Origin of the sequence: Pseudotabrizicola formosa (assembly GCF_002900965.1) — a bacterium.
Taxonomy (GTDB): domain Bacteria; phylum Pseudomonadota; class Alphaproteobacteria; order Rhodobacterales; family Rhodobacteraceae; genus Pseudotabrizicola; species Pseudotabrizicola formosa.
Genome location: NZ_PJOM01000002.1, coordinates 620,480 through 646,119, shown reverse-complemented (window position 1 = coordinate 646,119; position 25,640 = coordinate 620,480). Strand labels below are relative to the sequence as shown.

The 25,640-nt window shown below is 64.6% G+C and carries 25 protein-coding genes; 10 read left to right on the top strand and 15 right to left on the bottom strand.

Translation table 11 applies throughout. The features are described from left to right. Positions 1–8 precede the first annotated feature (8 nt). From CXR43_RS07115 to CXR43_RS07105, 3 genes are all read left to right on the top strand, one after another. Complete coding sequence (locus CXR43_RS07115) at positions 9–608, top strand: VPLPA-CTERM sorting domain-containing protein (RefSeq protein WP_103333337.1); 600 nt, start codon at positions 9–11, stop codon at positions 606–608. A 151-nt stretch (positions 609–759) separates the two neighbouring features. After that, complete coding sequence (locus CXR43_RS07110) at positions 760–1,125, top strand: hypothetical protein (RefSeq protein ID WP_103333336.1); 366 nt, start codon at positions 760–762, stop codon at positions 1,123–1,125. Positions 1,126–1,158: 33 nt separating this feature from the next. Then, the gene (locus CXR43_RS07105) at positions 1,159–1,668 is read left to right on the top strand and encodes a DUF2244 domain-containing protein (protein WP_103333335.1); all 510 of its coding nucleotides are present in this window, start codon (positions 1,159–1,161) and stop codon (positions 1,666–1,668) included. 56 nt (positions 1,669–1,724) lie between these two features. Here CXR43_RS07105 and CXR43_RS07100 read toward each other — a convergent pair whose 3' ends face one another. Further along, a complete protein-coding gene (locus CXR43_RS07100; protein ID WP_103334082.1) occupies positions 1,725–2,183 on the bottom strand; it encodes a GatB/YqeY domain-containing protein in 459 nt (152 codons plus the stop codon). 192 nt (positions 2,184–2,375) lie between these two features. On the opposite strand from CXR43_RS07100, the gene carA reads away from it, so the two are divergent. Continuing rightward, positions 2,376–3,530 carry a glutamine-hydrolyzing carbamoyl-phosphate synthase small subunit gene (gene carA, locus CXR43_RS07095; protein ID WP_103333334.1) on the top strand — a complete coding sequence of 385 codons (1,155 nt, stop codon included), beginning with the start codon at positions 2,376–2,378 and terminating at the stop codon, positions 3,528–3,530. 106 nt (positions 3,531–3,636) lie between these two features. Next, positions 3,637–5,514, top strand: a complete 1,878-nt coding sequence (locus CXR43_RS07090) for a glycosyltransferase family 2 protein (RefSeq protein ID WP_246831301.1) — start codon at positions 3,637–3,639, stop codon at positions 5,512–5,514. Positions 5,515–5,561: 47 nt separating this feature from the next. On the opposite strand, the gene CXR43_RS07085 is transcribed toward CXR43_RS07090, so the two are convergent. Then, on the bottom strand, positions 5,562–6,200 hold the full coding sequence (locus CXR43_RS07085) for a GntR family transcriptional regulator (RefSeq protein WP_103334081.1): 639 nt from the start codon (positions 6,198–6,200) through the stop codon (positions 5,562–5,564). A gap of 167 nt (positions 6,201–6,367) precedes the next feature. On the opposite strand from CXR43_RS07085, the gene CXR43_RS07080 reads away from it, so the two are divergent. From CXR43_RS07080 to CXR43_RS07070, 3 genes are all read left to right on the top strand, one after another. Then, entirely contained in the window at positions 6,368–7,018 is a 651-nt protein-coding gene (locus tag CXR43_RS07080; RefSeq protein ID WP_103333332.1) for a pyrimidine 5'-nucleotidase, read from the top strand. A 153-nt stretch (positions 7,019–7,171) separates the two neighbouring features. Then, entirely contained in the window at positions 7,172–7,441 is a 270-nt protein-coding gene (locus CXR43_RS07075) for a hypothetical protein (RefSeq protein WP_103333331.1), read from the top strand. 67 nt (positions 7,442–7,508) lie between these two features. Beyond that, the gene (locus CXR43_RS07070; protein WP_103333330.1) at positions 7,509–8,708 is read left to right on the top strand and encodes a UbiH/UbiF family hydroxylase; all 1,200 of its coding nucleotides are present in this window, start codon (positions 7,509–7,511) and stop codon (positions 8,706–8,708) included. Positions 8,709–8,725: 17 nt separating this feature from the next. On the opposite strand, the gene CXR43_RS07065 is transcribed toward CXR43_RS07070, so the two are convergent. The 3 genes from CXR43_RS07065 to CXR43_RS07055 all read right to left on the bottom strand — a co-directional run bounded on the left by CXR43_RS07065 (position 8,726) and on the right by CXR43_RS07055 (position 10,925). Continuing rightward, complete coding sequence (locus tag CXR43_RS07065; RefSeq protein ID WP_103333329.1) at positions 8,726–9,850, bottom strand: aminotransferase class V-fold PLP-dependent enzyme; 1,125 nt, start codon at positions 9,848–9,850, stop codon at positions 8,726–8,728. Between the two features lie 161 nt (positions 9,851–10,011). Continuing rightward, entirely contained in the window at positions 10,012–10,470 is a 459-nt protein-coding gene (locus CXR43_RS07060; protein WP_103333328.1) for an Lrp/AsnC family transcriptional regulator, read from the bottom strand. Beyond that, the gene (locus CXR43_RS07055; RefSeq protein ID WP_103334080.1) at positions 10,467–10,925 is read right to left on the bottom strand and encodes an Lrp/AsnC family transcriptional regulator; all 459 of its coding nucleotides are present in this window, start codon (positions 10,923–10,925) and stop codon (positions 10,467–10,469) included. The genes CXR43_RS07060 and CXR43_RS07055 overlap by 4 nt, the downstream gene beginning before the upstream one ends. Positions 10,926–11,049: 124 nt before the next feature. Between CXR43_RS07055 and ilvC the strand changes: the two genes are divergently transcribed. Continuing rightward, positions 11,050–12,072 carry a ketol-acid reductoisomerase gene (gene ilvC / locus CXR43_RS07050; protein WP_103334079.1) on the top strand — a complete coding sequence of 341 codons (1,023 nt, stop codon included), beginning with the start codon at positions 11,050–11,052 and terminating at the stop codon, positions 12,070–12,072. 102 nt (positions 12,073–12,174) lie between these two features. Here ilvC and CXR43_RS07045 read toward each other — a convergent pair whose 3' ends face one another. Next, positions 12,175–12,423, bottom strand: coding sequence for a hypothetical protein (locus CXR43_RS07045; RefSeq protein ID WP_103333327.1), 249 nt, complete (start codon positions 12,421–12,423; stop codon positions 12,175–12,177). Between the two features lie 211 nt (positions 12,424–12,634). Here CXR43_RS07045 and CXR43_RS07040 point away from each other — a divergent pair, with 211 nt between their 5' ends. After that, positions 12,635–13,525, top strand: coding sequence for a DMT family transporter (locus tag CXR43_RS07040; RefSeq protein WP_103334078.1), 891 nt, complete (start codon positions 12,635–12,637; stop codon positions 13,523–13,525). A 66-nt stretch (positions 13,526–13,591) separates the two neighbouring features. On the opposite strand, the gene CXR43_RS07035 is transcribed toward CXR43_RS07040, so the two are convergent. The 9 genes from CXR43_RS07035 to CXR43_RS06995 form a co-directional block, all read right to left on the bottom strand. Further along, on the bottom strand, positions 13,592–14,647 hold the full coding sequence (locus tag CXR43_RS07035; RefSeq protein WP_103333326.1) for a DUF4394 domain-containing protein: 1,056 nt from the start codon (positions 14,645–14,647) through the stop codon (positions 13,592–13,594). Between the two features lie 151 nt (positions 14,648–14,798). Then, entirely contained in the window at positions 14,799–16,142 is a 1,344-nt protein-coding gene (gene glmM / locus CXR43_RS07030) for a phosphoglucosamine mutase (RefSeq protein ID WP_103333325.1), read from the bottom strand. After that, the gene (gene folP, locus CXR43_RS07025) at positions 16,139–17,161 is read right to left on the bottom strand and encodes a dihydropteroate synthase (RefSeq protein ID WP_103333324.1); all 1,023 of its coding nucleotides are present in this window, start codon (positions 17,159–17,161) and stop codon (positions 16,139–16,141) included. Before folP ends, glmM begins: the two co-directional genes overlap by 4 nt. Before the next feature lie 45 nt (positions 17,162–17,206). Further along, positions 17,207–18,115, bottom strand: coding sequence for a dihydroneopterin aldolase (locus CXR43_RS07020; RefSeq protein WP_103334077.1), 909 nt, complete (start codon positions 18,113–18,115; stop codon positions 17,207–17,209). A 97-nt stretch (positions 18,116–18,212) separates the two neighbouring features. Continuing rightward, positions 18,213–18,902 carry a cell wall hydrolase gene (locus tag CXR43_RS07015; protein WP_103333323.1) on the bottom strand — a complete coding sequence of 230 codons (690 nt, stop codon included), beginning with the start codon at positions 18,900–18,902 and terminating at the stop codon, positions 18,213–18,215. 219 nt (positions 18,903–19,121) lie between these two features. Next, the gene (gene ppdK, locus CXR43_RS07010; RefSeq protein ID WP_246831300.1) at positions 19,122–21,677 is read right to left on the bottom strand and encodes a pyruvate, phosphate dikinase; all 2,556 of its coding nucleotides are present in this window, start codon (positions 21,675–21,677) and stop codon (positions 19,122–19,124) included. 153 nt (positions 21,678–21,830) lie between these two features. Continuing rightward, complete coding sequence (glyS, locus tag CXR43_RS07005; RefSeq protein ID WP_103333322.1) at positions 21,831–24,113, bottom strand: glycine--tRNA ligase subunit beta; 2,283 nt, start codon at positions 24,111–24,113, stop codon at positions 21,831–21,833. Between the two features lie 4 nt (positions 24,114–24,117). Then, positions 24,118–24,591, bottom strand: coding sequence for a DUF6446 family protein (locus CXR43_RS07000; RefSeq protein ID WP_103333321.1), 474 nt, complete (start codon positions 24,589–24,591; stop codon positions 24,118–24,120). Then, the gene (locus CXR43_RS06995) at positions 24,588–25,568 is read right to left on the bottom strand and encodes a glycine--tRNA ligase subunit alpha (RefSeq protein ID WP_103334075.1); all 981 of its coding nucleotides are present in this window, start codon (positions 25,566–25,568) and stop codon (positions 24,588–24,590) included. The genes CXR43_RS07000 and CXR43_RS06995 overlap by 4 nt, the downstream gene beginning before the upstream one ends. Between the last annotated feature and the right edge of the window lie 72 nt (positions 25,569–25,640).

The following is a 25,640-nucleotide window of genomic DNA, read 5'->3' as shown; positions in this document are numbered from 1 at the left end:
GGTTGACAATGTTCCGTTTCACCGCCCTTGCTGCCGCCGCACTGCTTGCAGGCGCGCTTTCGGCACAAGCCGCCACCGTCACCCTGTTTGATGACACATTCGAAGCCGACTCTGCCGGTGTTTCGAATTTCATCACGGTCAAAGAACTGGCCAACTGGAAGGTTACCCAAGGCAATGTCGACATCCTTGGCGCAGGATTCAAATGCACCGGCTGCATCGACCTTGATGGCACGTCCGGCGGCGTGCCCGCCAAGCTGGAAACAAAACAGTCTTTCAGCTTTCTTGACGGCATCACCTACACGTTCAGCCTGTTCTTCAGCGGCGGCACCCAGCAGGAAACCGTTACGCTGGGCGCAATCGGGTCCAGCTTCAGCGTTCAGGCTGGAAACGGCCCCAGCGTGTTTACGACCACTGTTGTCGGCTCGGCTCTGACCGCGCCCCTGTTCCTGTCCCTGTCCGGACCCGCCAACAACATCGGCCCCTATCTGGACCGGGTTTTGGTCACCTATGAAGCGCCCTCGGCCGTGCCGCTGCCCGCCGCTGCCCCGCTGTTGCTCGCAGCCCTTGGCGGTCTGGGCCTGGTCGCCCGGCGGCGTCGCCGCGCCTGATCCGACGTGTCACCAAGGGGACGGGCAGAAACTGCCCGTCCCGCTCCGCGTGCCACTGCGCGCCTTTGTGCTGATCAAGCCCCCGCCGGTCACGCAAGACTGAGCGCCGCAGCCTTTGACCCTGCGCCGGATTGTGGCCATAGTCGCGGTTATGTTCCAGACCAAGATCACGCCACAGCCGCTGCACCTTGCCCTTCCGCTCGCGCTCATGCTCGGTGCCTGTGTTCAGCCGCCGGCTGACAGTCCCGCACCCCCCGCAGGGCCGCAAACCCTGCACAGCTTCACCATCGACCGCGCCTATACGCTGACCGACCCGCGCGAACTGGCCTTCCGCGACCAGATCGCGGCAGAGGCGCGGACGCGCTGCGGGTTTGGCGATTACGGCCTGTATTCTGTGCGTCCGATCGGGACCGAAGTGGTTGCAGAAGATTTCCTGTATCGCCTGCATGAGGTGCAGATCACCTGCGACGGCGCGGCACAGGCGGCAGAGGCTGGACAAGCCGCAGCCATGCCCTAACCTCCGGTCAGAGCATAAGGACCGTCCCGCGCCATGCCCTATCAATGGCTTTCCCCCGAACCCTCACCCGATTTGTCGCAGCCCGACAGCAGCCACCTGCGGCTCTGGCCCTACCGGTCCTTGCCACGCCGGGGGTTTGTCTGGTTCATCGGCGGCACTTCGGCGCTGATTGCCCTGCCACTGGTGGCCGTGCTCGGCTCGCCGGTGCTTTGGGGACTGTTGCCGTTTCTGGTGCTGGCGGTGGCGGGCATCTGGTTTGCGCTGCAACGCAGCTATCGTGACGCCGAAATTGTCGAAGACCTGACCCTGACACCGGCGCTTGTGACCCTGACCCGGCACGGCCCGCGCAACCGCCATGCGCAGTGGCAGGCCAATCCGCATTGGGTGCGGGTCGAGATGCACGCCACAGGCGGCCCGGTGCCGCACTACCTGACCCTGCACGGCGGGCCGCGCCCGGTGGAAATCGGTGCTTTTCTTTCAGAAGAGGAGCGGGTTGCCCTGTCGGCGGAACTGCGCGCGGCCTTTGCGCTACACAAGGGCTGACGGCGCAGGGCGCGCCTTCTTACCGGCTCATGGCGCCGCGGTCCTGCACAGCGCCCTCAGGACAGACGCGCCTTGACCATCGGCCCCACGGCGCCGAAATCCATCTGGCCGGTGTATTGACCCTTGAGCACCGCCATGACCTTGCCCATGTCACGAATGCTGTCTGCCCCCACCTCGGCCACCGCGGCGACGATCGCGGCCTCGACCTCGGCGGCAGAGAGCTGACGCGGCAGGAATTCCTCGATCACCCGGACTTCGGCCAGTTCCTTTTCCGCCAGTTCCAACCGGCCACCCTCTTCATAGGCGCGGGCCGATTCCTGGCGTTGCTTTACCATCTTGCCAAGGATGGCCAGAATATCGCCTTCGCCCACCTCGACCTCGCCGCCCTCGCCGCGGACGGCAATCTCACGGTCCTTGATGGCGGCATTGATCAACCGCAGCGTCGACAGCCGGTCTGCCTCTTTTGCCTTCATCGCTTCTTTCAGGGAAATCTGCAGACGGTCTCGCAAAGACATCGACACGGACATAAGGTTTGCCTTCCTTCAGGGATCGGGTGGGCGCACAATACAGGGGATCGCAGCCAAGGACAACCGGGTGCGATTTTGCCAAGCTATTGTAATCGTGTCATATTCCTTTTGGGACAAAGCCTTGACCCCGCCCGCCTTCCCCCGTAGGTTCCGCCCAATTTACCGATAGGAGTCGCCGCCATGCCTGCTCAGCAGAAAGCTACCGCCTGCCTTGCTCTGGCCGATGGCACGGTGTTCTACGGCAACGGCTTTGGCGCGGTCGGCGAAACGGTGGCCGAACTGGTGTTCAACACCGCGATGACCGGCTATCAGGAAATCATGACCGACCCAAGCTATGCGGGTCAGGTCGTGACCTTCACCTTCCCCCATATCGGCAATACCGGGGTGACGGATGAGGATGACGAAACCGCCGAACCTGTCGCCGCCGGCATGGTGGTGAAATGGGATGTGACCGAACCCTCGAACTGGCGCGCCACCGGAGAGCTGACGGAGTGGCTGTTGAAAAAGGGCCGCATCGGCATCGGCGGCATCGACACCCGCCGCCTGACCCGCGCCATCCGCCAGCAGGGCGCGCCGCATGTGGCGCTTGCCCATGACCCCGAGGGTAATTTTGACATTGAGGCGCTGGTGGCAAAGGCCCGCGCCTGGAAGGGCCTTGTCGGGCTCGATCTGGCGAAAGATGTGTCTTGCGCACAATCCTATCGCTGGGACGAGCAACGCTGGGCCTGGCCCGAGGGCTATACCCGGCGCAGCGGCGAAGGGCTGCGCGTTGTGGCCATCGACTATGGTGCCAAGCGCAATATCCTGCGCTGTCTGGCCAGTGCCGGCTGTGAGGTGACCGTCTTGCCCGCGACGGCGACCGCCGAAGACGTGCTGGCGCTCAACCCCGAAGGTGTGTTCCTGTCCAACGGCCCCGGCGACCCTGCAGCCACCGGAGCCTATGCGGTGCCGATGATTCAGGGTGTGCTGGCGCAAGAGATTCCGGTGTTCGGCATCTGCCTTGGCCATCAGATGCTGGCATTGGCGCTTGGGGCCAAGACCGTCAAGATGAACCACGGCCATCACGGGGCCAACCATCCGGTCAAGGATCTGACCACGGGCAAGGTCGAGATCACCTCGATGAACCACGGTTTCACCGTGGACAGCCAAAGCCTGCCCGCAGGTGTGGCAGAAACCCATGTTTCGCTGTTCGACGGGTCAAATTGCGGAATTTCCCAGACCGGCAAGCCGGTGTTTTCGGTGCAATACCATCCCGAGGCCAGCCCCGGCCCGCAGGACAGCTACTATCTGTTCGAGCGTTTTGCGCGTGAAATGCAGGCGCGCCGCCCGACCTGAGGCACAGCGCTCACGGATCCGGCAGCCACAGTTTCCGCGGCGCATTTAACCGGCAATTAACCAAGTTCAAGGACTCTCGGATTCTGGCATCCAAGGGTCCATGGTCATGTATCACCCGCCCCCATCTTCCGGGCAGGCCGTTGTCGCCACCCTTCCTGTTCCGGCAGTTGCGGCACCGCCCAAGGCCGAAACGCTGGGCGTGGTTCTGTTGCGCGACGGGCTGGTGCAGGGTGATGCGCTGGTCTCGGCCTTGGCGCAGCAAAGGCGGCGGCGCGGACGGGTTACGGATGTTCTGCTGTCGCATGCCGCCCTGCCGCCCGATCAGTTGTACGCCGCCATGGCCGCACATTGGGAAACCTCGGTGGTCGATCCGGCACAGCTGCCGCCGGACCCGCGCTTGGTGGATCATCTGGGGGCGGTGGATTGCCTGCGCAGCTCCATGCTGCCCTGGCGCAATGTGGGCGGGGCCACTGTCATCGCGACGGCGGAGCCAGAAGATTTTGCGATGCATCGCGCCCGCCTGACCGCCCTGTTCGGCCCGGTCGTCATGGCGATCACCTCGCGCACGGCACTGCAACAGGCGGTTCTGGCGCTGCGCGGGCCGCAACTGGTGCGGGCCGCGGAAAGCCGGGTGCCGGCCAGCGAAAGCTGCCGCAGCTTTGGCAGCGCGCCGCTGCTGCTGCCGACGCTGGCGACAGTGGCGCTGGTGGCGGCCCTGTCGCTGGCCTGGCCGATGGCACTGCTCTGGCTGGTGACCGGCTGGACCTTTGTCACCCTGCTGGCGCTCACCCTGCTCAAGGCGGGGGCCGGGCTGGCTGCGGGCCTGCGCCCCCCCCCTGAACCGCCCGCAACGCTGATCGCGCGCCAACCCATCGTATCGGTGATCGTCGCCCTGTTTGGTGAAAGCGACATTGCCCCCCGCCTGGTGCGCCGTCTGGACAAGCTGGACTATCCGCGCGAATTGCTTGACGTGGTCCTTGTGACCGAGGCCGAAGATCACCAGACCCAGGCCGCATTGGCCGGCGCCGAATTGCCGCCCTGGATGCGCATCGTCGTGGTGCCCGAAGGGCAGATCAAGACCAAGCCGCGCGCCCTGAACTTTGCGCTGGACCATTGCCGCGGCGCGATCATCGGGGTCTATGATGCCGAAGACGCCCCCGAGCCCGACCAGATTCATCGCATCGTGCAGCAATTCTATCGGCGCGGGCCAGATGTCGCCTGCCTGCAGGGCGTGCTCGATTTCTACAATCCCACCACCAACTGGCTGTCTCGCTGCTTTACCATCGAATATGCTACATGGTTCCGCCTCATTCTGCCCGGGCTGGAACGGTTAGGGCTGCCGGTCCCGCTGGGCGGCACCACCTTGTTCTTCCGCCGTGCCGCATTGGAGGCGGTGGGCGGCTGGGACGCCCATAACGTGACCGAAGACGCCGATCTGGGCATGCGCCTGTACCGCCACGGCTACCGGACCGAGCTGATCAGCACCGTCACCGGGGAAGAGGCGAATTGCCGCGCCCTGCCCTGGGTCCGGCAACGCTCCCGCTGGCTCAAGGGCTATATGATGACCTGGGCCACCCATATGCGCGCGCCCCGCCTGCTGTGGCAGCAGCTGGGGCCGTGGAAATTTGTCGGGTTTCAGGTGCTGTTTCTGTGCACCCTGTCGCAATTCGTGCTGCTGCCGGTGCTGTGGTCGTTCTGGCTGCCCTTCCTTGGCCTGCCCCACCCGATTGCCGACGCGCTGCCCATGGCGGTGACCTGGGCGCTGATCGGGGTTTTGGCTCTGACCGAAGCGGTCAACCTGACGCTGCACCTGCGGGCGCTGCACCTGTCGGGGCACCGGTTCAGCCGCGGGTGGGTGCTGATGATGCATCTGTATTTCCCGCTGGGGGCGCTCGCGTCTTACAAGGCCGCGTGGGAACTGCTGCGCAAACCGTTTTTCTGGGACAAGACCGCGCATGGCCATTTTGACCCGCGCGAGGGGTAGCGCAGGGCCGCCGTCAGTCGCTTGCCGCCTTGCAGGCTGCGCCTGGCCTAGTCCTTGAGCCGCAACTCTCCGGCATCCACCCGCAGCCGCGTCTCGAAGGCCCGGCTGATGTGCACGCGCAAGGCCTCATAGGCGGCAGCGCCGTCGCGGGCTTCGATCGCGGCCACGATCCGGTCATGTTCGGCCAAAGCCACCTCGCTGCGCCCTTCGGCCGCCAGCGAGGTATTGGCCATCAGCGCCATCGAGCGGTGCACCAGATCCAGTTGCTGCACCAGAAAGCGGTTGTGGCTGGCCAGATGGATCTGCCGGTGAAACCGCTTGTTGGCCCGGCTGAGCGCGCGCGGATCACCGCTCAGCAAGCGGCTGTCATCCTCGACCATGCCGCGCAGCACCCGGATCTCCTCATCCGTGGCATGGCGCGCCGCCAGCCGGGCCGCCAACCCCTCCAGCTCGCTGCGCACGGCATACAGCTCGGCCAGCTGGTTGTGGTCCAGACTGGCCACAATCAGGCTGCGCCCGTCACGCGTCAGCATCGCCTGCGTTTCAAGGCGCTGCAGCGCCTCGCGCACCGGGGTCCGGCTGACCCCCAGCCGCTCAGCCAGCTCTGATTCCACCAGACGGTCGCCGGGTTTGTAGAGCCCGGCCTCGATCGCCTCCAAAATCAGCGTATAGGCATCCTTCTGCACCGCCACGTCCCTTTTCTCCCCATCCCCAGAGGGTTACGCTACAGCCCCGCCCCGGCCTTTGGCAAGCAAGCATGGCACCGCCCCCGCGCCGGAGTATTGCGGGCAGGTGCCACGCGCAGGGCAGGACGAGCCTTGCCCGCCCGGCGGCGGCGGGCTACATCCCCCCCATGGTTCGCAACAGCTTTTCCCATGTCGACACTTGGGTCTTTGACCTCGACAACACGCTTTACCCGCCGCAGATGCGCCTCTTTGATCAGATCGAGGTGCGGATGACCGCCTGGGTGATGCGTGAACTGGGGGTGGATCACAGCCGCGCCAACCATTTGCGCGGGCATTACTGGCAGCTTTACGGCACCACATTGGCCGGGCTGATGCGCGAACATGGGGTGGACCCGGCGGGCTATCTGGCCGATGTGCATGACATCGACTTTTCGGTGCTGCAACCCGATCCGCAGCTGGCGTACCGGATCAGGGCCCTGCCCGGCCGCCGCATCGTTTATACCAATGGCGATGCGCCCTATGCCACAAAGGTCCTGGCCGCCCGCGGTCTGTCGGGCCTGTTTGACGCGGTCTACGGCGTGGAACACGCGGGCTATCTGCCGAAACCCGAGGCGGCGGCGTTTCAGACGGTGTTCGCGCTGGACGGGTTGAACCCGAAAACCGCCGCGATGTTCGAGGATGACCCGCGCAATCTGGCCGTGCCCCATGACATGGGCCTGCGCACGGTCCATATCGCCCCCACAGCCGAACCCGCGCCGCACATCCACCACCATGCAGATGATCTTTCGGCATTTCTGGGCCTGCTGACACAGACCTGACTGGAGCGGCGACCCGCAGGTTATTTTGCGCGATGCAGCCCAATGCGGCATCCTGATGCAACACCAATGCTGCATCCTGGATGCGTCATTTCGCGCGTGGTCCAAAGGTGCCTCCCCGGCTATCTTGTCCCGATGGCAGCAAAGGTTTCACCGATGACCCAGACCACACCCACCGCCACCCGCCTGCCCCTTGGCTTGCGCATTGTTTATGGCACCCCCGTCATTGGCCGCATCGCGCGCGAGGTTTCGCAGGATGTGAACAATGTGTTCTACCTGCTGGTCGTGGTGATTACCCTCGAAATCCTTGGCTTTCTGCTCTGGGGTCCGGTGGTCTTTACCCTGACCGCACTGGTGCTGGTGCCGCTGATGTTCCTGTTCTTCGTCGCCATCAGCTGGCCCGGCAGATCAGGTCCGAAATCCTGACACGGGGCACTTTGCCGCTTCGACTTCCGCGTTGCTGGGTCTATCTTGCGCAGGACAGGAGAGTCCCATGACCCGCACATCCACCGATATTCTGATCTCCGGCGGCGGTGTCGCCGGGCTGACCGCCGCCGCCGCCTTTGGCTCTGCCGGCTTCAGCGTGATCTGCGTCGACCCCAGCCCCCCGGTCACTTCCGATGCCGAGGACGGCGCCGATCTGCGCAGCACCGCCTTTCTGCACCCGTCGATTCCGGTGTTGCAGGCCGCAGGCCTCTGGGCACGGCTGGAGCCGCATGCCGCCGCCCTGCAGGTGATGCGCATCATCGACGCGGGCGGCGCGGTGGCCGAACCCCGGCTCACCAAGGATTTCAACGCAGCCGAACTCTCGGACCTGCCCTTTGGCTGGAACCTGCCGAACTGGCTGCTCAGGCGCGAGATGGTGGCGCGTCTGGCCGAATTGCCCTGCGTCGATTTCCGCCCCGGCGTCGCCACGCAACGGCTGATGACCCGCACCACCGAGGCACTGGTCACCCTGTCGGATGGCGCACAGATCCGCGCCCGCATGGTCATTGGCGCTGATGGCCGGCATTCGCCCGTCCGGCAGGCGCTTGGCATCCCGGTCAGAACCCTGCGCTACGGGCAAAAGGCGCTCGCCTTTGCAGTGATGCATCCGGTGCCGCATGACAATGTCTCGACCGAAATTCACCGCTCGGGCGGACCCTTCACGCTGGTGCCGCTGCCCGACAAGGATGGCAGGCCGCGCTCTGCAGTGGTCTGGATGGAAACCGGGGCCGAGGTTGGCCGGCTGCAGGCGCTGCCCGTGGCGGCGTTCGAGGCCGAAATGTCCACCCGCTCGTGCCATATCCTTGGCCCGCTGTCGCTGGACAGCCGCTTGACCGTCTGGCCGATCATAACCCAGATCGCCAGCCGCATGGCGGGCGAGCGCTGCGCGCTGATGGCAGAGGCCGCCCATGTGCTGCCGCCCATCGGCGCGCAGGGGCTGAACATGTCCCTTGCCGATCTGACCGTGCTGCTCGACCTGGCCCGTGCCGACCCGGAGGCGATCGGATCGGCGCAGATGCTCGACGCCTATCACCGCAAGCGTCACTGGGACGTGCAGGCCCGCATCACCGGCATTGACGCGCTCAACCGCGCCTCGATGATGGGGGCACAGCCGCTGCGCGACCTGCGGGCGACGGCGCTGAACGCGCTCTATTCCGCCGCCCCGGTGCGCCGCACGCTGATGAAGGCCGGGCTTGGCCTGCGCTAGGGCCAGTGGGGGGTGCCCTAAAGCACCGCCTCCACCGCCCGCTCCAGCCGCGCCACCGTGCCCGGCACATCCTTCAGCTTGTCCAAGCCGAACAAGCCGATGCGGAAGGTCTTGAACGCCTCGCCCTCGCCCACCTGCAAGGGCACCCCGGCGGCAATCTGCAGGCCCTGCTCTCGGAACTTCGCGCCGTTCTGAACGGCGGAGTCGTCGGTATAGCTCACCACCACGCCCGGGGCTTGAAACCCTTCGGCCGCGACCGACCGCACGCCCTTGCCCGCCAGCAGCGCCCGCACCGCGCCGCCCAGCTCCCATTGCGCCGACTTGGCGGCATCAAAGCCCATCTCGCGGGTCTCGATCATCGCATCCCGGAAGCCCTGAATGGCATCGGTCGGCATGGTGGCATGATAGGCATGGCCGCCACCCTCGTAGGCTGCCATCATCGCACGCCATTTTTTCAGGTCGATGGCAAAGCTGTTCGATGTGGTCTCGGCCAGACGCGCCTCCGCCGCGGGAGACATCACCACCACCCCTGTCGAGGGTGACGCCGACCACCCTTTTTGCGGGGCCGAGATCAGCACATCCACCCCCACCTCCGCCATATCCACCCAGATGCAGCCTGACGCGATGCAATCGAGCACCATCAGCGCCCCCACCTCATGCGCGGCCTCGGCCACGGCGCGGATATACGCATCGGGCAGGATGATCCCGGCGCTGGTCTCCACATGCGGCGCAAACACCGCCTCGGGCCGGGTCTCGCGGATGCGGGCCACAACCTCTTCCACCGGCGGCGGCGCATAGGGCGCGCGCGGCTCATTGCCGGTCTGCCGCGCCATCACCACGGTCACCTCCTTGGCAAAACCGCCCGCGTCAAAGATCTGGCTCCAGCGATAGGAAAACCAGCCGTTGCGCACCACCAGCACCCGGCCTTGCCCGAACTGCCGCGCCACCGCTTCCATCGCATAGGTGCCGCCGCCGGGCACCAGCGCCACCGCAGTGCCATTGTAAACCTCGCGCAGCATCCCCGACACATCGCGCATCACGCCCTGAAACCGCGCCGACATGTGGTTCAGGCTGCGGTCGGTGAACACCACCGAAAACTCCTCCAACCCATCCGGGTCCACGTCCGCATGCAGTCCAGCCATGATCTCTCTCCTCTTTTGCCAGACCATAGCCCAAGCCCGCCCCAAAGAAACCCTCTCCCCACTACCTGTTCCCAAATATCCTCCGGGGTAGCCATTCGGTTTCGCCATCGGTTCAAGAAACCGACTGGCTGGGGGGTGGAAAATCCCCGGGGGCCATCCCTCTATCCCAGCGGCCCCGGCCTGCGCTCTTCGGTCAACAGCACATTGGCCTCCACATTGCCCACGCCCGGCAGGGTCATGATCCGCCGCCGCAGCACGCGCTCGAAATCGGCAATATCGCGTGCCACCACCCGCAAGCGGTAGTCGAACAGCCCCAGCACATGCTGCACCACCTGCACCTCGGGAATCGCCGTCACCGCGCGCTCGAAATCCTCCAGCGGCACCCTGCCGCGCGTGGCCAGCTTCACGCCCAGAAACACCGTGACGCCAAAGCCCAGGGCCGCGCGGTCCACCTCCACCCGCTTTCCTGCCAAGACGCCCGCCTCTTCCAGCCGCTTTACCCGGCGCCAGGCGGCGGGCTGGCTCAAGCCCAGCATCCGCCCCAGCTCCCCCGCCCCCAGCGTGCCATCGCGGGACAAGATCCGCAGCAGGCCCCGGTCCAGATCATCCAGATCCATCATATCGGCATCCCGTCCTGATCCTTGATCGTGGCGATCAGCATCAAGGCGTCCAGCTCGGCAATATGCGGCAGGGTCAGGATGCGGCGGCGGTAGATTTCCTGATATTGCGCCATGTCACGCGCGATCACCGTCAGCCGCACATCAACCCGGCCCAGAAAGGTTTCGATCGTCACCACCTCGGGCACTTCGCGCGCGGCGGCGATGAACTCGTCAAAGGCGCGGGGGTTGGTCTTGTCGAGCGTAAAGCGCAAGCTGACCTCCACCCCATACCCCAGCGCCCGCCAGTCGATCACCGCGGCCTCGGTGCGGATCACGCCGCCCGCCCGCAACCGCTCCAGCCGCCGCCACAAGGTGGCGGGCGTTACCCCCGCACGCTCTGCCAGTGCCGCGCGCTCCAGCGCCGGCTCGGCCAGGTAATGGCGCAAGATCCGCCGGTCCGCCTCATCCAGTTGCATGATAAATTCGCCAAACAGGGTTTCCAAGCATGACTATTTGCAGATATTCTGGAATTGGTCAAACATTGCACGCGATCTCAGTCAAAATCCCCTATTGTCCGACCATCATCAAAAGGAGACCGCCATGCGCGTGTATTATGACCGTGACTGCGACATCAACCTGATCAAGGACAAGAAGGTCGCCATCCTCGGCTATGGCAGCCAGGGCCATGCCCATGCGCTGAACCTGCGCGATTCGGGTGCGAAAAACCTCGTCGTCGCCCTCCGCGAAGGCTCCCCTTCCGCCAAGAAGGCCGAAGGCGAAGGCCTCAAGGTCATGGGCATTGCCGAAGCCGCCGCCTGGGCCGATCTGATCATGTTCACCATGCCCGACGAGTTGCAGGCCGAAACCTACAAGAAATACGTGCATGACAATATCCGCGAAGGCGCCGCCATTGCCTTTGCCCATGGGTTGAACATCCACTTCGGCCTGATCGAGCCAAAGCCCGGCGTCGACATCATCATGATGGCCCCCAAGGGCCCCGGCCACACCGTGCGCGGCGAATACACCAAGGGCGGCGGCGTGCCTTGCCTTGTGGCAGTTCACAACGATGCCACCGGCAAGGCGATGGAAATCGGCCTGTCCTATTGCTCGGGCATCGGCGGCGGCCGGTCGGGAATCATCGAGACCAACTTCCGTCAGGAATGCGAAACCGACCTGTTCGGCGAACAGGCCGTGCTCTGCGGTGGTCTGGTCGAGCTGATCCGCATGGGCTTCGAGACGCTGGTCGAAGCCGGATACGAGCCGGAAATGGCCTATTTCGAGTGCCTGCACGAAGTGAAGCTGATCGTGGATCTGATCTATGAAGGCGGTATCGCCAACATGAACTACTCGATCTCGAACACCGCCGAGTATGGCGAATATGTCTCGGGCCCGCGCATCCTGCCTTATGACGAGACCAAGAAGCGCATGAAAGAAGTTCTGACCGACATCCAGACCGGCAAATTCGTGCGCGACTTCATGCAGGAAAACGCTGTCGGCCAGCCGTCGTTCAAGGCCACCCGCCGCATCAATGACGAACACCAGATCGAAAAGGTCGGTGAAAAGCTGCGCGCGATGATGCCCTGGATCTCCAAGGGCAAGATGGTCGACAAGGCCCGCAACTAAGCTGGTTCCAGCCAAGCGAACAGCAAAAAGCCGGGGACATCCCCGGCTTTTTCATCTGAAAAGGTCACAGGCAGCACAACCGCCCCTGCTGTGCCGCAGCGGTCAGGGGATCATGCGGTCGGGGTGAACCGACCCGGTTTGCCGGGCGCGCAGCAGCTTGAGCTGCGGGCGCTCATGCGCCGGAATCAGAAATCCCACGCCGCCATATTTGCCATCCTTGGCCAGGGTCGATTTTGGCGCGTTCGGATCATGGCGGCGCTCTTCGACACGCGCCTTGCTGACCAGAGCAAAGACCAGCACGGCCAGCATCGTCAGCAGCGACAGAAACGGAATCAGGGCTCCGGCAATCATCGGATTTCCTTTCGGGATGGGCCGCCGCAGCGGCCGCGCCGCGCGATGGAATGTTGCATGTGTTACGGAGATAACCCGCCCGCCCCTGATTGGTTCCGTGACCCGCTGTCGCATCCCTCCGCCCAGACCGCGCAGCATGACGCCCGCCTTTGGGGGTGCCGACTGTCTGACCGTGCTGGCGTCTGCCCGCGCGCCCCGCTACACCGCCGCCATGACCCCATCCCTCCCCACACCCACCCGCAAAGACTGGCTGTCGATCCTGTGCCTTGGCCTGATCTGGGGCGGGACATTCCTGGTGATCAGTCTGGCGCTGCGCGGCTATGGGCCGGTGACGGTGGCCTGCGCCCGCACCAGTTTTGGCGCGCTGACCGTGCTGGTGCTGCTCCGGCTGACCGGGCGGCAGCTGCCACGCAGCGCAGAAGTCTGGCGCTCGGCGGTGCCGATCGGCCTTTTGTCCACCGCGCTGCCGTTCTTCCTGTTGTCCTGGGGCCAGCAATCGGTGGCCTCTGCCTTTGCCGGCCTGTCGATGGCGGCCGTGCCCCTGTTCGTCTTGCCGCTTGCGCACCGTTTCTCGGATGAGCCGCTGACGGTACGCCGCGCCATCGGCTTTGGCTTTGGCTTTGCCGGGGTTCTGGTGCTGCTGGGCCCCGATGCCCTTCGCGGGGGTGGCACGACACTGGCGCAGCTGGCCTGCCTTGGCGCTGCGCTGTCCTATGCGCTGTCGTCCATCCTCACCCGGCGTTGCCCGCCCGTCGATCCGGTGGCTCTGGCTGCGGCCACGCTGATGGTGGGCGCGGTGGTGCTTCTTCCGGCCATGCTGCTGACCGAAGGCGTGCCGGGTTGGGCTGGTCCTGTCCCAGGGGTTGCGATCCTCTTTCTGGGTCTGGTCCCCACCGCCTTCGCCGCCTTGCTGCGCGTGACGGTGATCCGCAGTGCGGGGTCGGGTTTCATGACTCTGACCAATTATCAGGTGCCACTGTGGTCGATGGGCTTTGGCGTGGTCTTCCTGTCGGAAATCCTGCCGACCACCTTTTTCGCAGCCCTCGGCCTGATCCTGATTGGCCTGGCGATCAGCCAAAGCGGGTGGCGGCAGGCCAGATAGGCGCTGACGCAACGGGCGGGCCAGAAGGGCTGGCCCGCCCTTTTTTGCTCCATCGGCAGAGGAGGCTCAGGCCTTGGCGCGGCGACGCCGGGCGATCAGCCCCATGCCGGCAACCGCACTGCCCAACAGCAGGACAGAGGCCGGCAGCGGCACCGCCGCCGGCGTGTCAACGGCCGCGCTATAAACGGCAAAGCCATCCAGACGCAGGCTCTGGCCCTTGCCTTGCGTGACATCAAGCACCCGCGTCAGGTTCACACGGCCCATGGCATCGGCTGTCAGATCAAATTCATAGATCGACTGGTTGAAGGGGTTTTTCTTGGAATCGCCAAAGCCTGTGGTCAGCAGGGCCAGGGCACGGTTCATCCCCGGCACAAGGCTGAGGATGTCAAACCCGCCAAAGCCGCTTGCGTCAAAGGCCTTGCCCTCGAACCACAGCGCGCCGATCGTGGTCAGGATGCCGGTGTTGTTGGCCAGCGTGGCCAGAACATCCAGCGAGTCATCGATGACAAACTGGATCGAACTGCGGTCAGATATCGCAAGTCCGCTCTGGTCAAACGCATTGGTATAGGCGTTCATCTGAACGCCGGGGTTCTTCTTTTCATTCTTGTCGCCCTTGGCATAGGCAAGCTCGCTGATGGTGGGCGTGGTGTCGGAACTGACCAGCGACGGCGTGCCATCAGGCCCAAAGGACACCGGCCCCGGCGAAAAGACCACATTCTCATTGGTCTTGCCCGGGCCATCGGTGACAACCCGCGCCTTGTCGATGGCATTGTTGAAGTCGATCCCGGCATTGGCACTGCCGGTGATGCCCTTCACCATGACCACGGGGGTCGCCACACCGGTCATCCGGTTGATGACATAGACCGTGTCATCCTGATCGGAATAGCCATAAAGTTCGCCCGTGGCCGGACGGAAATCTATGTCATCAATCCTGACGGATTTGCCCTCCGGATCTTTCAGCGCAACGCTGGACCCGGCATTGGCCCCCGCAAGCACCACAAGGCTCTTGCCCTCATCCTGAAGGCTCAGGGCAATTTCGTTGATGCCGAAGGTGGCGGCAGATGATGCCCCCGCCACCCCCACCAGAAATGTCGTAGCTACAAAAAGCGACCGTAGTGTCATATGAAGTCTCCCCTGGGAAATAGGTCGATGCTTGCACGCATCAGACCGGCTACGAACCCGGGGGACGCAGAGTTTCAGACACGACAAAAATAACCGGGCCGGTCCGCTGTGCGGCAAGGGTCACGCCTTCTGGGCCGCTGACAGGATGACGCTAGACCGCCGCTTCGACCGCGCCGACGATCTCCTCCACCACCTCCACCAGCATGGCCTCGTCCTCGCATTCCGCCATGACGCGGATCAGCGGTTCGGTGCCGGATTTGCGGATCAGGATGCGGCCCTTGCCTGCGATCCGGGCGCTGTTGGCCTCGATCACGGCCTGCACCGACGCCTGCTCCAGCGGGGCCTTGGTCCCGGCAAAGCGCACGTTCCGAAGCAGTTGCGGCACCGTCTCGAATTGCCGGACCAGCCCGCTGGCAGGCTTGCCCGTCCGTGCCATCTCGGCCAGGAACTGCAGGCCCGCGATCAGCCCGTCGCCTGTGGTGGCATAATCGGTCATCACGATATGCCCCGATTGCTCGCCGCCCAGATTGAAGCCCCCGGAACGCATGCGTTCCACCACATAGCGGTCGCCGACTGCCGTCCGCTCCAGCCCGATGCCGCGCGCGTCAAGAAACCGCTCCAGCCCAAGGTTGGACATCACCGTGGCCACTAGCGCCCCGCCGCGCAGACGGCCGTCCTCGGCCCAGCGGGCGGCCATCAGCGCCATGATCTGGTCGCCATCCGCCACATGGCCGGTTTCATCAAGAATCATCACCCGGTCGGCGTCGCCGTCCAGACAGATCCCCACATCCGCCCCATGCGCCACCACCGCCTCGGCGGCGGTCTGGGTATAGGTGCTGCCGCAGCGGTCGTTGATATTGGTCCCGTTGGGCGATACCCCCACCGGCACCACTGTCGCGCCCAACTCCCACAGCACATCTGGGGCGGCCTTGTAGGCCGCGCCATTGGCGCAGTCGATCACCACCTTCAGCCCGTCCAGCCGCAGCCCCGCCGGGAAGGTGGTCTTGACGAACTCCTGATACCGCCCGCGCCCGTCTTCGATGCGCTTGGCCCGGCCAATGTTCTGCGCCTGCGCCAGCTGGATCTCGCCTTCCACCATGGCCTCGATCTCGGCCTCGGCCTCATCCGACAGTTTGAAGCCGTCGGGGCCAAAGAACTTTATGCCATTGTCCTGATGCGGGTTGTGGCTGGCCGAAATCATCACCCCCAGATCGGCGCGCATGCTGCGGGTCAGAAACCCCACCGCCGGCGTCGGCACCGGCCCCAGCAGCAGCACATTCATGCCGGTGCTGGTCAGCCCGGCCGTCAGCGCGTTTTCCAGCATATAGCCAGACAGCCGCGTGTCCTTGCCGATCACCACCCGATGCGCCGACCCACCGTCGCGGCGGAAATACCGCCCCGCCGCGGCCCCCAGTTTCAAGGCCATCTCGGCGGTCATGGGGTAGGTGTTGGCGCGGCCCCGCACGCCATCGGTGCCAAACAGCTTGCGGCTCATGGGGTCATTCCTTCTTGGTGATTTTGCGTGGCAGCCTGCCACAGGGTCAGCGCCGCCCGGGTCTCGGCCACGTCATGCACGCGGATCATCTGCACCCCCTGTGCCACGCCCGCCAAGGCCACGGCAATGCTGCCGGGCATGCGCCGGGCCGCATCATCCTCTCCGGTCAGCGTGCCGATGAACCGCTTGCGGCTAGCCCCCAGCAGCACCGGCAGACCAAGGCTGTGAAACAGGCTCAGCCGCGCCAGCAGGGCAAGGTTATGCGCCAGCGTCTTGCCAAAGCCGATGCCGGGGTCAATCGCGATGCGGTTGCACGCAATGCCCGCCGCCTCGGCCTGCGCCACACGCGCCGCAAGCGCATCATAGACATCCAGCAGCACATCATCATATTCGGGCGCGTCCTGCATCCGGTCGGGCGTCAGAATCGAGTGCATCAGGATCACCGGAACCCCGGCCTTTGCCACCAGCGCGGCCATCTCGGGGTCGAACTGCAAGGCCGTCACATCATTGACGATCCCCGCCCCGGCCTTCAGCGCGGCCTTTGCCACCGCCGCCTTGCGGGTATCCACCGACACTGCCCGTTCAATCCCCGCCGCGCGCAGCGCCGCGATCACCGGCACCGCGCGGGCGGTTTCCTCATCCGCCGACACCTCGACCGCGCCCGGACGGGTGCTTTCGCCGCCCACATCCAGAATATCGGCCTGGGCCGCCATGGCGCGGGCCTGCATCATCGCGGCCTGCGGGTTCAGAAACAGCCCACCATCGGAAAAGCTGTCGGGCGTCACATTCAGAATGCCCATCAGCCGGGGCCGGTCCATGCTCAGCCCCGCGAAATCGGCACGCGGGGCCATCAGCGGCGACAGCAGGCTTGGGGATGCCTCGGTGGCCGGCACTACCACCGGCGCCCGTCCCCGCTCCAGAATTTCAAGGTGGGTAAAGCGGCACCAGCCCCCGGCCAGCACAATGGCGTCAGAGGGGCGGGCAGCATCATGCAGCGGGAGGGGGCGGATATATGTCATGCGCCCGGATTAGGCCCCAAAGCGGCGTTTTGGCAAGCGGATCGGTTAACCCTTTTCCACCGGAACGCGGCTTCCCGCCGGAAGTGCAACATTCCCGTGAACGATCAGGCCACGCGCCGCCATCTCTTCGGCCAGCCAAAGGGCAAGGGCCACCGGCTCCGCCGATTTTGGCCCATCCACCGCATCCAGCACCATCTTTGACGGGGCCCAGACCACCGATTGTCCGCGCTTGATGGCCCAGTCAATCTCGGTTCGCGTCGCCACCACCACACAGCGCGGGTCGCGCGCCGCCAGAGTCCAGGCGTTCTGCTCGATCGCCAGCAGGTCAATCCGGCGCTGCGTCGGGCGGTGCCCGGTCTGCGGGCGCGGGCAATCCGGCAGCCCGACGGTCAGGATCAGCGGTGCACCGCGCGCCAGCAATCCATCCAGCCGCTGGCCCAGATCGCTGGCCAAAATGGCCGCATTGTCCAGATGCACCACCAACGGATGCACCGCCGCCTCTTGCCCGTCCTGGCCCACCACCCGCAGCGGCATCTCGGCGCGGCTGCGCACGATTTCCACGCCAAGCTTGTAGGGCCCGATGTCCAGTTTTTCGATCCGCACAAAGGCACGCATCGCCTGCGGCTCGGCCAGAATGCGTTCTGCCACCCGTTCGGCAAGGGTTTCGAGCAGGTTCAGCCGTTCCGCCGCCAATTCATGCGCGATGGCCCAGGTGATCCGGTCATAAGACAGGATACGGTCCACATCATCATTCAGCGGAGCCGTCACCGGAGCCACTTCCACCACAACGTTGAACATCACACGCTGCTTGTGGCCGCGTTCCTGCTGAAACGCACCGATATCCACCTCGACAACATGGTCGCGCAGGGAGATGCGGTCGCGGGGGTCGGCACTGGCCGAGGCCTGGCTGCGCTCTTCGGGATGGGCAAAGGCAAGGCGGATGTCGCTGGTCATCTGGCCCCCCATCGGCCCAAAAGGGATCAAGGGCAGGTTACACCCCGCCCCCGCCTCCGATTGCCCCAAGGCGACCTGGGGCGCAAGCCCCGCGACATCAGGGCTGGCGGTAGAACAGATGGGCCCCAATGGCGGCGGTGCGCGGAAACTGCCGCGCCCACCGCGGGTTTACGGCGCGGGTGTGGAAATGCGTGGCCCCTGCGGTCAGCCCGCGCGGCGCGCCGTTCAGCATGATCGCCGCAATCCGGCCGGCCTTGTCGGCGGCCTGACGGTCGCGCATCACATCGCTGTGCCCATCGCAGACATAGCTGAACTGACAGCCGCCACCGCCACTTTGCTTGACCACGCCGCAGACGGTATTGGGATAGTCCCGGCTGTCAACCCGGTTCAGGATGACCTCGGCCACCGCAAACTGGCCTTTCAGGCTTTCGCCGCGCGCCTCGAAATACAGGGCGTTCTGCAGGCATTGCCACTGCGTATCCCCCTTGGGCGCGGGTTGTGCGGCGAGAAAAGTGTCTTCGTAGCGGATCAGCACCGGCTGGGCGGGGTCTTCTGCCTTGGCCGCCTTGGCAGTCTTTTGCTTTTTCGGCCCCGTGGCCAGTGCCGCCAGACGGTCTTCCGCCACAGCACCGACCGTTGCATGTTCCGCGCCCATAAGCGCGGCCACCTGGTCTGCCATGTCCAGATCAGGGCTGTTGGAATGGCTCACCGTCACCTCGGCGAAGGCCGCTCCACCCGTGGCACAGACTGCTAGAGCAGCCGTGGCCATGAATTGTCGCAAGCGCATTGTCTCGTGTTCCGTTCTGTTGCCGTCATCTGCACGACCCCGCAAAACACCCAAGGTCACGCAACAGCCGCTGGACTTACTGCAGGGTCCGGCCCCGAGTCCATTGCGGTGGCAGAAATGCAACAGTTTTCCGCGCGGCATCGGCGGATTCTTGCGCAAATCTTAAGAAACAATCTCAACAATCCCGCCCATACACATGATATTGTGGCATATTTTTGGTTAATTACTAGGGTCAATCAGGGCCAGATGTGCTGCGGCCAACCGCGCCAAAGGCACGCGATACGGCGAACAGGATACGTAGTCGAACCCCGCTTTTCGGCAAAAGGCGATTGATTCGGGGTTTCCGCCATGTTCACCGCAAATGGAAACAGTCAGATCCGGCCGGGTCTTGCGCCCGCGTTCGGCCCCGATCAACAGCAATTCCCCCACGCCATCCACATCCAGAATATGGAAGGGATCTTCGGGAAACACCCCCTGCTGCACATAAGTGTTCATGAACCGCCCGGCATCATCGCGCGACAAGCCGTAGGTCATCTGCGTCAGGTCGTTGGTGCCAAAGGACAGGAAGGCCGCATGCTGCGCAATCTCACCCGCCCGCAAGGCGGCGCGCGGCGTTTCCACCATCACCCCAAGTTTGTAGTCAAAATCCATGCCCGCCCTGACCCGTACCGCCGCCGCCACCGCATCAACGCGGGTTTTCACCAGCTCCACCTCGCGCCGGGCAGAAACCAGCGGGATCATGATTTCCGGCACCACGGCCGCACCCCGCCGCGCCACCTCGACCGTGGCCTCAAAGATCGCCTGCGCCTGCATGTCGTAGATTTCAGGCAGCACCACCCCCAGCCGCACGCCGCGCATGCCCAGCATCGGGTTGAACTCGGTCAGCGCCTCGGCCCGCCGGGTCACTTCCGACAGAGGCTTGTCCAGCGCCTCGGCCAGTTCGCGCAAGCCTTCGCGGCTATGGGGCAGGAATTCATGCAGCGGTGGGTCGAACAACCGGATACAAACCGGCAGACCGGCCATGATTTCAAACAGTTGCACAAAATCTGCCCGCTGCATCGGCAAAAGCCGCGCCAAGGCTGCCGCCCGGTCTTTCGAGGTGTCGGCAAAGATCATCTCGCGCATGGCGACCAGACGATCCTCTTCAAAGAACATATGTTCCGTCCGGCACAGACCGATGCCCTGCGCCGCAAATTGCCGTGCGGTGGCGGCATCGGCGGGGGTGTCGGCATTGGCGCGCACGCCGATATCGCGGAACTCATCCGCCCAGCCCAGCAAGGTCTGGAAATGGCTGTCGAGCGCTGGTGCCAGCATGTCGACCGACCCTGCCAGCACTTGCCCCGTGGTGCCATCGACCGTGATCACATCGCCTTCGCCAAAGCTGCGGCCTTCAACATGGATGCGCTTGTTCTTGCCATCCAGTCGCAGATCGGCCCCCACCACGCAGGGCAGACCAAGGCCCCGCGCGATCACCGCCGCATGGCTGGTGACGCCGCCGCGCTCGGTCAGCACCCCGGCGGCAGAATGCATGCCCCGAATGTCCTCGGGCGCTGTTTCGCGCCGCACCAGAATGCAAGGCTCGCCCCGCGCCGCACTGGCCTGGGCGGCATGGCTGGAAAACACGATCCGCCCCACAGCCGCGCCGGGGCTGGCGGCAATGCCGCGCGCGATCACATCGCGCACCCCCCGCGGATCGACCTGCGGGTGCAGCAGTTCCGACAGGGCGCGCGGTTCTACCCGCAGCACGGCCTCTTCGCGCGGAATCACCCCATCTTCGGCAAGGGCCACCGCAATCCGCAACCCCGCCCGGGCCGAGCGCTGCACCTTGATGGCATCCAGCACCGCCAGACGGCCATCTTCGATGGTGAATTCGATCTGCATTTCTTCGCGCAACCGCGCCCGGCAGGCCGCACCGTGGCGGATCAGGTCGGCCATCAGGTCCGGCGCAATTTCCTCGAGCGACGGGCCGCGCGCATCGCGGGTCAGGAACATCGCCTGCGACGCCTGCAACGCATCACGCCCCTGCCCCTGGCCCAGATAACGCCCGGTGATCTGCGGCTCACCCGTGACCGGATCGACGAATTGCACCACACCAGAGCCGGAAATGCCCTGCCCCAGCCCCTGCGCCATGGCCTGCACCACGAGCCCCAGGGGCGCATCCACCGGCGCCCCCTTGGCCTGCCGCAAGAGCCGTGCGGTCGTGCCCTCCCACGCCCGGGCCATGCTGCGCAGCACTTCCGAGAGTTGTTTCGCCGGATCTTGCGGAAATTCCTCATCCATTTCCGTCATATAGACCTGCAGCGCCGCTTTGAGCGCCTCTGGAGACGGGGCGGTGGCGGCGAACATGTCGGGATCGAGCCGGGCCACATGGGTGGCATAAGACTGCACGAAGCGCAGATAGATCGCATCGGCCGCCTGCTGCCCGTGCCGGGCGGCCAGCGCCCGGTGGCGGTCGGCGTTCAGCCCGATGTTGAGCACCGTGGCAGGCCCGCCCCAATCGGGGTTTTCGGGGGAAGGCCGGACCGAGATCAGCGGGGCCGCACCAAAATGCGCCATGATTCCCGCGCAATCCACCGGCGTGCCTGCCGCAATCCCCCGCACCGTCAGCGCCGGCAGCGCCACGGTCTGCGGCACCGGCAGATCCAGCCGCACCAGCCGCTGCAAGCACTTCGCCCGCCAGCCATGCGCCACCCGGTCGATGCGGGCGGTGGGCGTGACTTCGGTAAAGGCGACGCCTGGGTCGCCGATGCTGAGGACAGGGTCGAGTTTCTGCACTGCGGCATTCCTTCTTCTGGTGCCGACACTACACCGAATCCAAGGTCTGGCAAGCAGGCGGATGCGCGCGGGGTGGGTGACGCAAGGGGGGCTGTCTGCCCCCCTCGGAGCTTACGCTCCTCACCCCCCGAGGATATTTTTGAACAGATAATGTCAGCCGTCGAGCTTGGTCAGGTCGGCGACGGAGAGGCAGATCATGCGGATGCGGTGCAGCAGGTTCAGCCGGTTGCGGCGGACGATGGGGTTGTCGGTGTTGATCTGGGTGGCGGTGAAGAAAGCGTCGATGGGGGCGCGCAAGCCGGCCATCGCCTGCATGGCGGTGGCGAAATCCTCTTGCGCCATCGCCGGGGTGATGGTTTTTTCCGCGGTGTCGAGGGCGGCGAAGAGCGCGCGTTCCTCATCGGTTTCGGCGAATTTCAGGTCGGCGCCGAAGGAGTACTCCACGCCATCCTTCTGTTCCGCCTGCGTCAGGATGTTGCTGGCGCGCTTGTAGCCCTGCACAAGGTTGGCCCCGTCTTCGGTCTGCAAGGTGGCCTGCAAGGCGGTGGCGCGCTTGACCAGCAGGGTCAGGTCGTCATTGCCTGGCATGGCAAGGCAGGCGTCGATAACATCATGACGGATGCCCTGGTCTTTGAGGAAGACTTTGAGACGGTCGTGGAGGAAGGAGAGGAGGTCGGATGCAAGGCCCTTTGCCTCAGTCAACACCAAAGACTTTGCTTTTTCAGCCAACTGCACATCACATGTCTTTTCGGCGTCGAAGCGAACAAATAGTTCGTTACCATTTGCAGACGCATCATCGAAGGCTAGAGCTGTTTCGAGAAATTGTGTCAGCGTCCTAGGTCCATCCACATTGTCAGGGCGGTCATAGGGTTTTCCAAACGGCACATCTGCGTAGACCGCAAACTTTCTGCTTTGAAAGAGCGACTGGCCCATTAGCTTGCACAAGGTGCTCTGCACCCCATTCCCCAGCACCAACCTCAACACCCCCAACGCCGCCCTGCGCAGTGCAAACGGGTCTTTTGACCCCGTGGGCTTCTCGTCAATCGCCCAGAACCCCGTCAGCGTGTCGATTTTGTCGGCCAGTGCCACCGACACCGACACCGGGTCGGTCGGCACCGCGTCCGATGGCCCCAGCGGCGAATAGTGGTCGCGGGCGGCATTGGCCACCGCGTCCGGTTCGCCTGCCGCGCGGGCGTAGTACATGCCCATCAACCCCTGCAGTTCCGGAAATTCGCCGACCATGGCGGAGCGCAGGTCGAGTTTGGCCAGTTTTGCCGCCCGCTCTGCCAGATCGGGGTCGGCCCCGACCATCGGCGCGATCTCGCGGGCGAGGGCCGCGATGCGGGCAATGCGGTCGGCCTGTGAGCCCAGCTTGTTGTGGAAAGTGACGGCTTTCAGCCCCTCGGCCCATTCCGCCATGCCCGCCTTGGCCACGCGCAGGTCATTCTCCCAGAAGAATTTGGCATCCGACAGCCGCGCGGCCAGAACCTTCTGGTTGCCCTTCAGGATCGTCTCGCCATGATCCGCCGTCACGGTGTTGGCGACGGTCACAAAGCCCTCGATCCGCCCGGTTTTCGGGTTGTGGGTGGAGAAGAACTTCTGATGTTCCTTCATGCTGGTCTGCAAGACTTCCGCAGGCAGGCCAAGGAAATCATCGGCGATCCGCCCCATCAGCGGCACCGGCCATTCGACCAGACCCGCCACTTCCGCCAGCAGGCCCGGGTCTTCGACCAGCTCCATCCCGGCGGCGAAGGCAAGGGTTTGTGCCTCGGCACGGATCGCATCCTCGCGTTCGGCGGAGTCCAGAATGACATGGGCGCGCTTGAGCTTTGCCGCGTAATCTTCGAAATTGTTTACCACAAATGCCCCCGGCGACAGGAAGCGGTGGCCGCGCGTGGTGTTGCCCGAGGTGATGCCATCGACGGTCAGCGGCACCACCTCGGTGCCGCCCTCATCCGACAGGATGCACAGGATGGAATGCAGCGGGCGCACCCAGCGGAGCGAGCCGTTGCCCCAGCGCATCGATTTCGGCCAAGGGAAGGTGCGGATCACGCCCTCCAGCACTTCGGCGATGATGTCCGGCGCCTTGCGGCCCGGTTTTTCGATCACCGCAAAATACACCTCGCCCTTTTTGTCGGCGCGTTTCTCCAACTGGTCCAGCGTCAGCCCGGTGGCGCGCAGGAAGCCCTCGACCGCCTGCGCAGGCGCAGAGACGCTTGGCCCCTTGCGTTCCTCGCGCACGGCGCGGGACTCTGTGCTCAGCCCCTCAAGGGCAAGGGTCAGGCGGCGCGGGGTGGAGAAGGCCGCCGCATGGGCATAGGTCAGCCCAGCCTCGACCAGACCATCGGTTACCAGCTTTTGCAGGTCGGCGCGGGCGCGGGCCTGCATCCGGGCCGGGATTTCCTCGGAAAACAGCTCGATCAGCAGATCAGACATCGGATCAATCCTCGGCAGCGGGGTTCAGCTGATGCCAGGCAAAGGCCCGGCCATCGGGGAAGACGGCGACCACGCGGTCGATATCGGTGGCAATGTTGGATTGTGACAGGAAGGCAAGCGCCTCGCCCCGTTCCAGCGCAGTGCCGATTTCCACCGCGTCAAAACAGTCAAACCAGCCGGGCGCGATCAGCGGCACCGCCCCTTCATAGGCGACATAGGTTTCCGACAGCATGGCTTGCGTCATCGGCGTGGTGAAGCAGGCGCGGAAGCGCAGCGGACTGCTGCCGGCATCGATGCCGGTGACATCCTCGGCCAGGATCGGTTCAGGCTGGCCCGACTCGATCGGGGTGAGCAGGATTTCCTGCCCCGGGGTGAAACTGACCGGCTCATAAAAGGCATAGATCTGCAGATACCAGATCGCCACCCCTGCCAAAGCTGCTGATATCACGATTGCCCCCGCTGCGATTTTGCCGTTCATGCGCCCTGCTCCGCCGCATCCGCGCCCGCTTCGGTCTGGCGAAAGGCGTCAGCGCATTTCTTGGCCAGCGCCCGCACCCGGCCGATATAGGCCTGCCGTTCGGTCACCGAAATCACGCCGCGCGCGTCGAGCAGGTTGAACAGATGGCTGGCCTTGATGCATTGGTCATAGGCGGGATGCGCCATGATGATGCGCTTTTTGGTCTTTGGATCGTCCGGTTCAAAGCCCAGCAGACGGTCACATTCGGCCTCGGCATCCTTGAAATGCTGAAACAGCATGTCGGTCGATGCCCCGTCGAAATTGTGGCGCGAATATTCTTCCTCGGTCTGGCGGAAGATGTCGCCATAGCTGAGCGCAATCGGCGATTGCGGGTCATTGAACGGCATGGTCATCACATGGTCGATGCCCAGCACATACATCGCCAGCCGTTCCAGACCATAGGTCAGTTCTCCGCTCACCGGGCGGCAGTCATGGCCGCCGACCTGCTGGAAATAGGTGAACTGGCTGACCTCCATCCCGTCACACCAGACCTCCCATCCCAGACCCCATGCCCCCAACGTGGGGGATTCCCAGTCATCCTCGACAAAGCGGATGTCGTGCAGGCTGGGGTCAAGGCCAATGGCGCGCAAGGAGCCCAGATACAGATCCTGCAGGTCCGGCGGCGAGGGTTTGATAATCACCTGATACTGGTAGTAATGCTGCAAGCGGTTGGGGTTTTCGCCGTAACGCCCGTCGGTCGGGCGGCGCGAGGGCTGCACATAGGCCGCCGCCCAAGGCTTGGTGCCAAGGCTGCGCAGCGTGGTGGCGGGGTGAAATGTGCCGGCCCCCACCTCCATGTCATAGGGTTGCAAAATCGCACAGCCGCGCGCCGCCCAATAGGATTGCAGGCGCAGGATAATCTCCTGAAACGACCGTGGTTTGGTGATGGCCCCCTGAGCGTCAAGGGAATCGGGGCCGGAAAGCGGCGTATCTGACATGATGGTGACCCCCGGTGGCACGTAAAAGCCTTGAAATACACGGCTGTCATAGGCAAGAGGCACGACAGGGTC

Bases quoted from the DNA above. Each gene is read 5' to 3' on its own strand.
- CXR43_RS07115 (WP_103333337.1), top strand. From the start codon at position 9: ATGTTCCGTTTCACCGCCCTTGCTGCCGCCGCACTGCTTGCAGGCGCG.
- CXR43_RS07110 (WP_103333336.1), top strand. From the start codon at position 760: ATGTTCCAGACCAAGATCACGCCACAGCCGCTGCACCTTGCCCTTCCG.
- CXR43_RS07105 (WP_103333335.1), top strand. From the start codon at position 1,159: ATGCCCTATCAATGGCTTTCCCCCGAACCCTCACCCGATTTGTCGCAG.
- CXR43_RS07100 (WP_103334082.1), bottom strand. From the start codon at position 2,183: ATGTCTTTGCGAGACCGTCTGCAGATTTCCCTGAAAGAAGCGATGAAG.
- carA (WP_103333334.1), top strand. From the start codon at position 2,376: ATGCCTGCTCAGCAGAAAGCTACCGCCTGCCTTGCTCTGGCCGATGGC.
- CXR43_RS07090 (WP_246831301.1), top strand. From the start codon at position 3,637: ATGTATCACCCGCCCCCATCTTCCGGGCAGGCCGTTGTCGCCACCCTT.
- CXR43_RS07080 (WP_103333332.1), top strand. From the start codon at position 6,368: ATGGTTCGCAACAGCTTTTCCCATGTCGACACTTGGGTCTTTGACCTC.
- CXR43_RS07075 (WP_103333331.1), top strand. From the start codon at position 7,172: ATGACCCAGACCACACCCACCGCCACCCGCCTGCCCCTTGGCTTGCGC.
- CXR43_RS07070 (WP_103333330.1), top strand. From the start codon at position 7,509: ATGACCCGCACATCCACCGATATTCTGATCTCCGGCGGCGGTGTCGCC.
- CXR43_RS07065 (WP_103333329.1), bottom strand. From the start codon at position 9,850: ATGGCTGGACTGCATGCGGACGTGGACCCGGATGGGTTGGAGGAGTTT.
- CXR43_RS07060 (WP_103333328.1), bottom strand. From the start codon at position 10,470: ATGATGGATCTGGATGATCTGGACCGGGGCCTGCTGCGGATCTTGTCC.
- CXR43_RS07055 (WP_103334080.1), bottom strand. From the start codon at position 10,925: ATGCAACTGGATGAGGCGGACCGGCGGATCTTGCGCCATTACCTGGCC.
- ilvC (WP_103334079.1), top strand. From the start codon at position 11,050: ATGCGCGTGTATTATGACCGTGACTGCGACATCAACCTGATCAAGGAC.
- CXR43_RS07045 (WP_103333327.1), bottom strand. From the start codon at position 12,423: ATGATTGCCGGAGCCCTGATTCCGTTTCTGTCGCTGCTGACGATGCTG.
- CXR43_RS07040 (WP_103334078.1), top strand. From the start codon at position 12,635: ATGACCCCATCCCTCCCCACACCCACCCGCAAAGACTGGCTGTCGATC.
- CXR43_RS07035 (WP_103333326.1), bottom strand. From the start codon at position 14,647: ATGACACTACGGTCGCTTTTTGTAGCTACGACATTTCTGGTGGGGGTG.
- glmM (WP_103333325.1), bottom strand. From the start codon at position 16,142: ATGAGCCGCAAGCTGTTTGGCACCGATGGCGTGCGGGGCCGCGCCAAC.
- folP (WP_103333324.1), bottom strand. From the start codon at position 17,161: ATGACATATATCCGCCCCCTCCCGCTGCATGATGCTGCCCGCCCCTCT.
- CXR43_RS07020 (WP_103334077.1), bottom strand. From the start codon at position 18,115: ATGACCAGCGACATCCGCCTTGCCTTTGCCCATCCCGAAGAGCGCAGC.
- CXR43_RS07015 (WP_103333323.1), bottom strand. From the start codon at position 18,902: ATGCGCTTGCGACAATTCATGGCCACGGCTGCTCTAGCAGTCTGTGCC.
- glyS (WP_103333322.1), bottom strand. From the start codon at position 24,113: ATGTCTGATCTGCTGATCGAGCTGTTTTCCGAGGAAATCCCGGCCCGG.
- CXR43_RS07000 (WP_103333321.1), bottom strand. From the start codon at position 24,591: ATGAACGGCAAAATCGCAGCGGGGGCAATCGTGATATCAGCAGCTTTG.
- CXR43_RS06995 (WP_103334075.1), bottom strand. From the start codon at position 25,568: ATGTCAGATACGCCGCTTTCCGGCCCCGATTCCCTTGACGCTCAGGGG.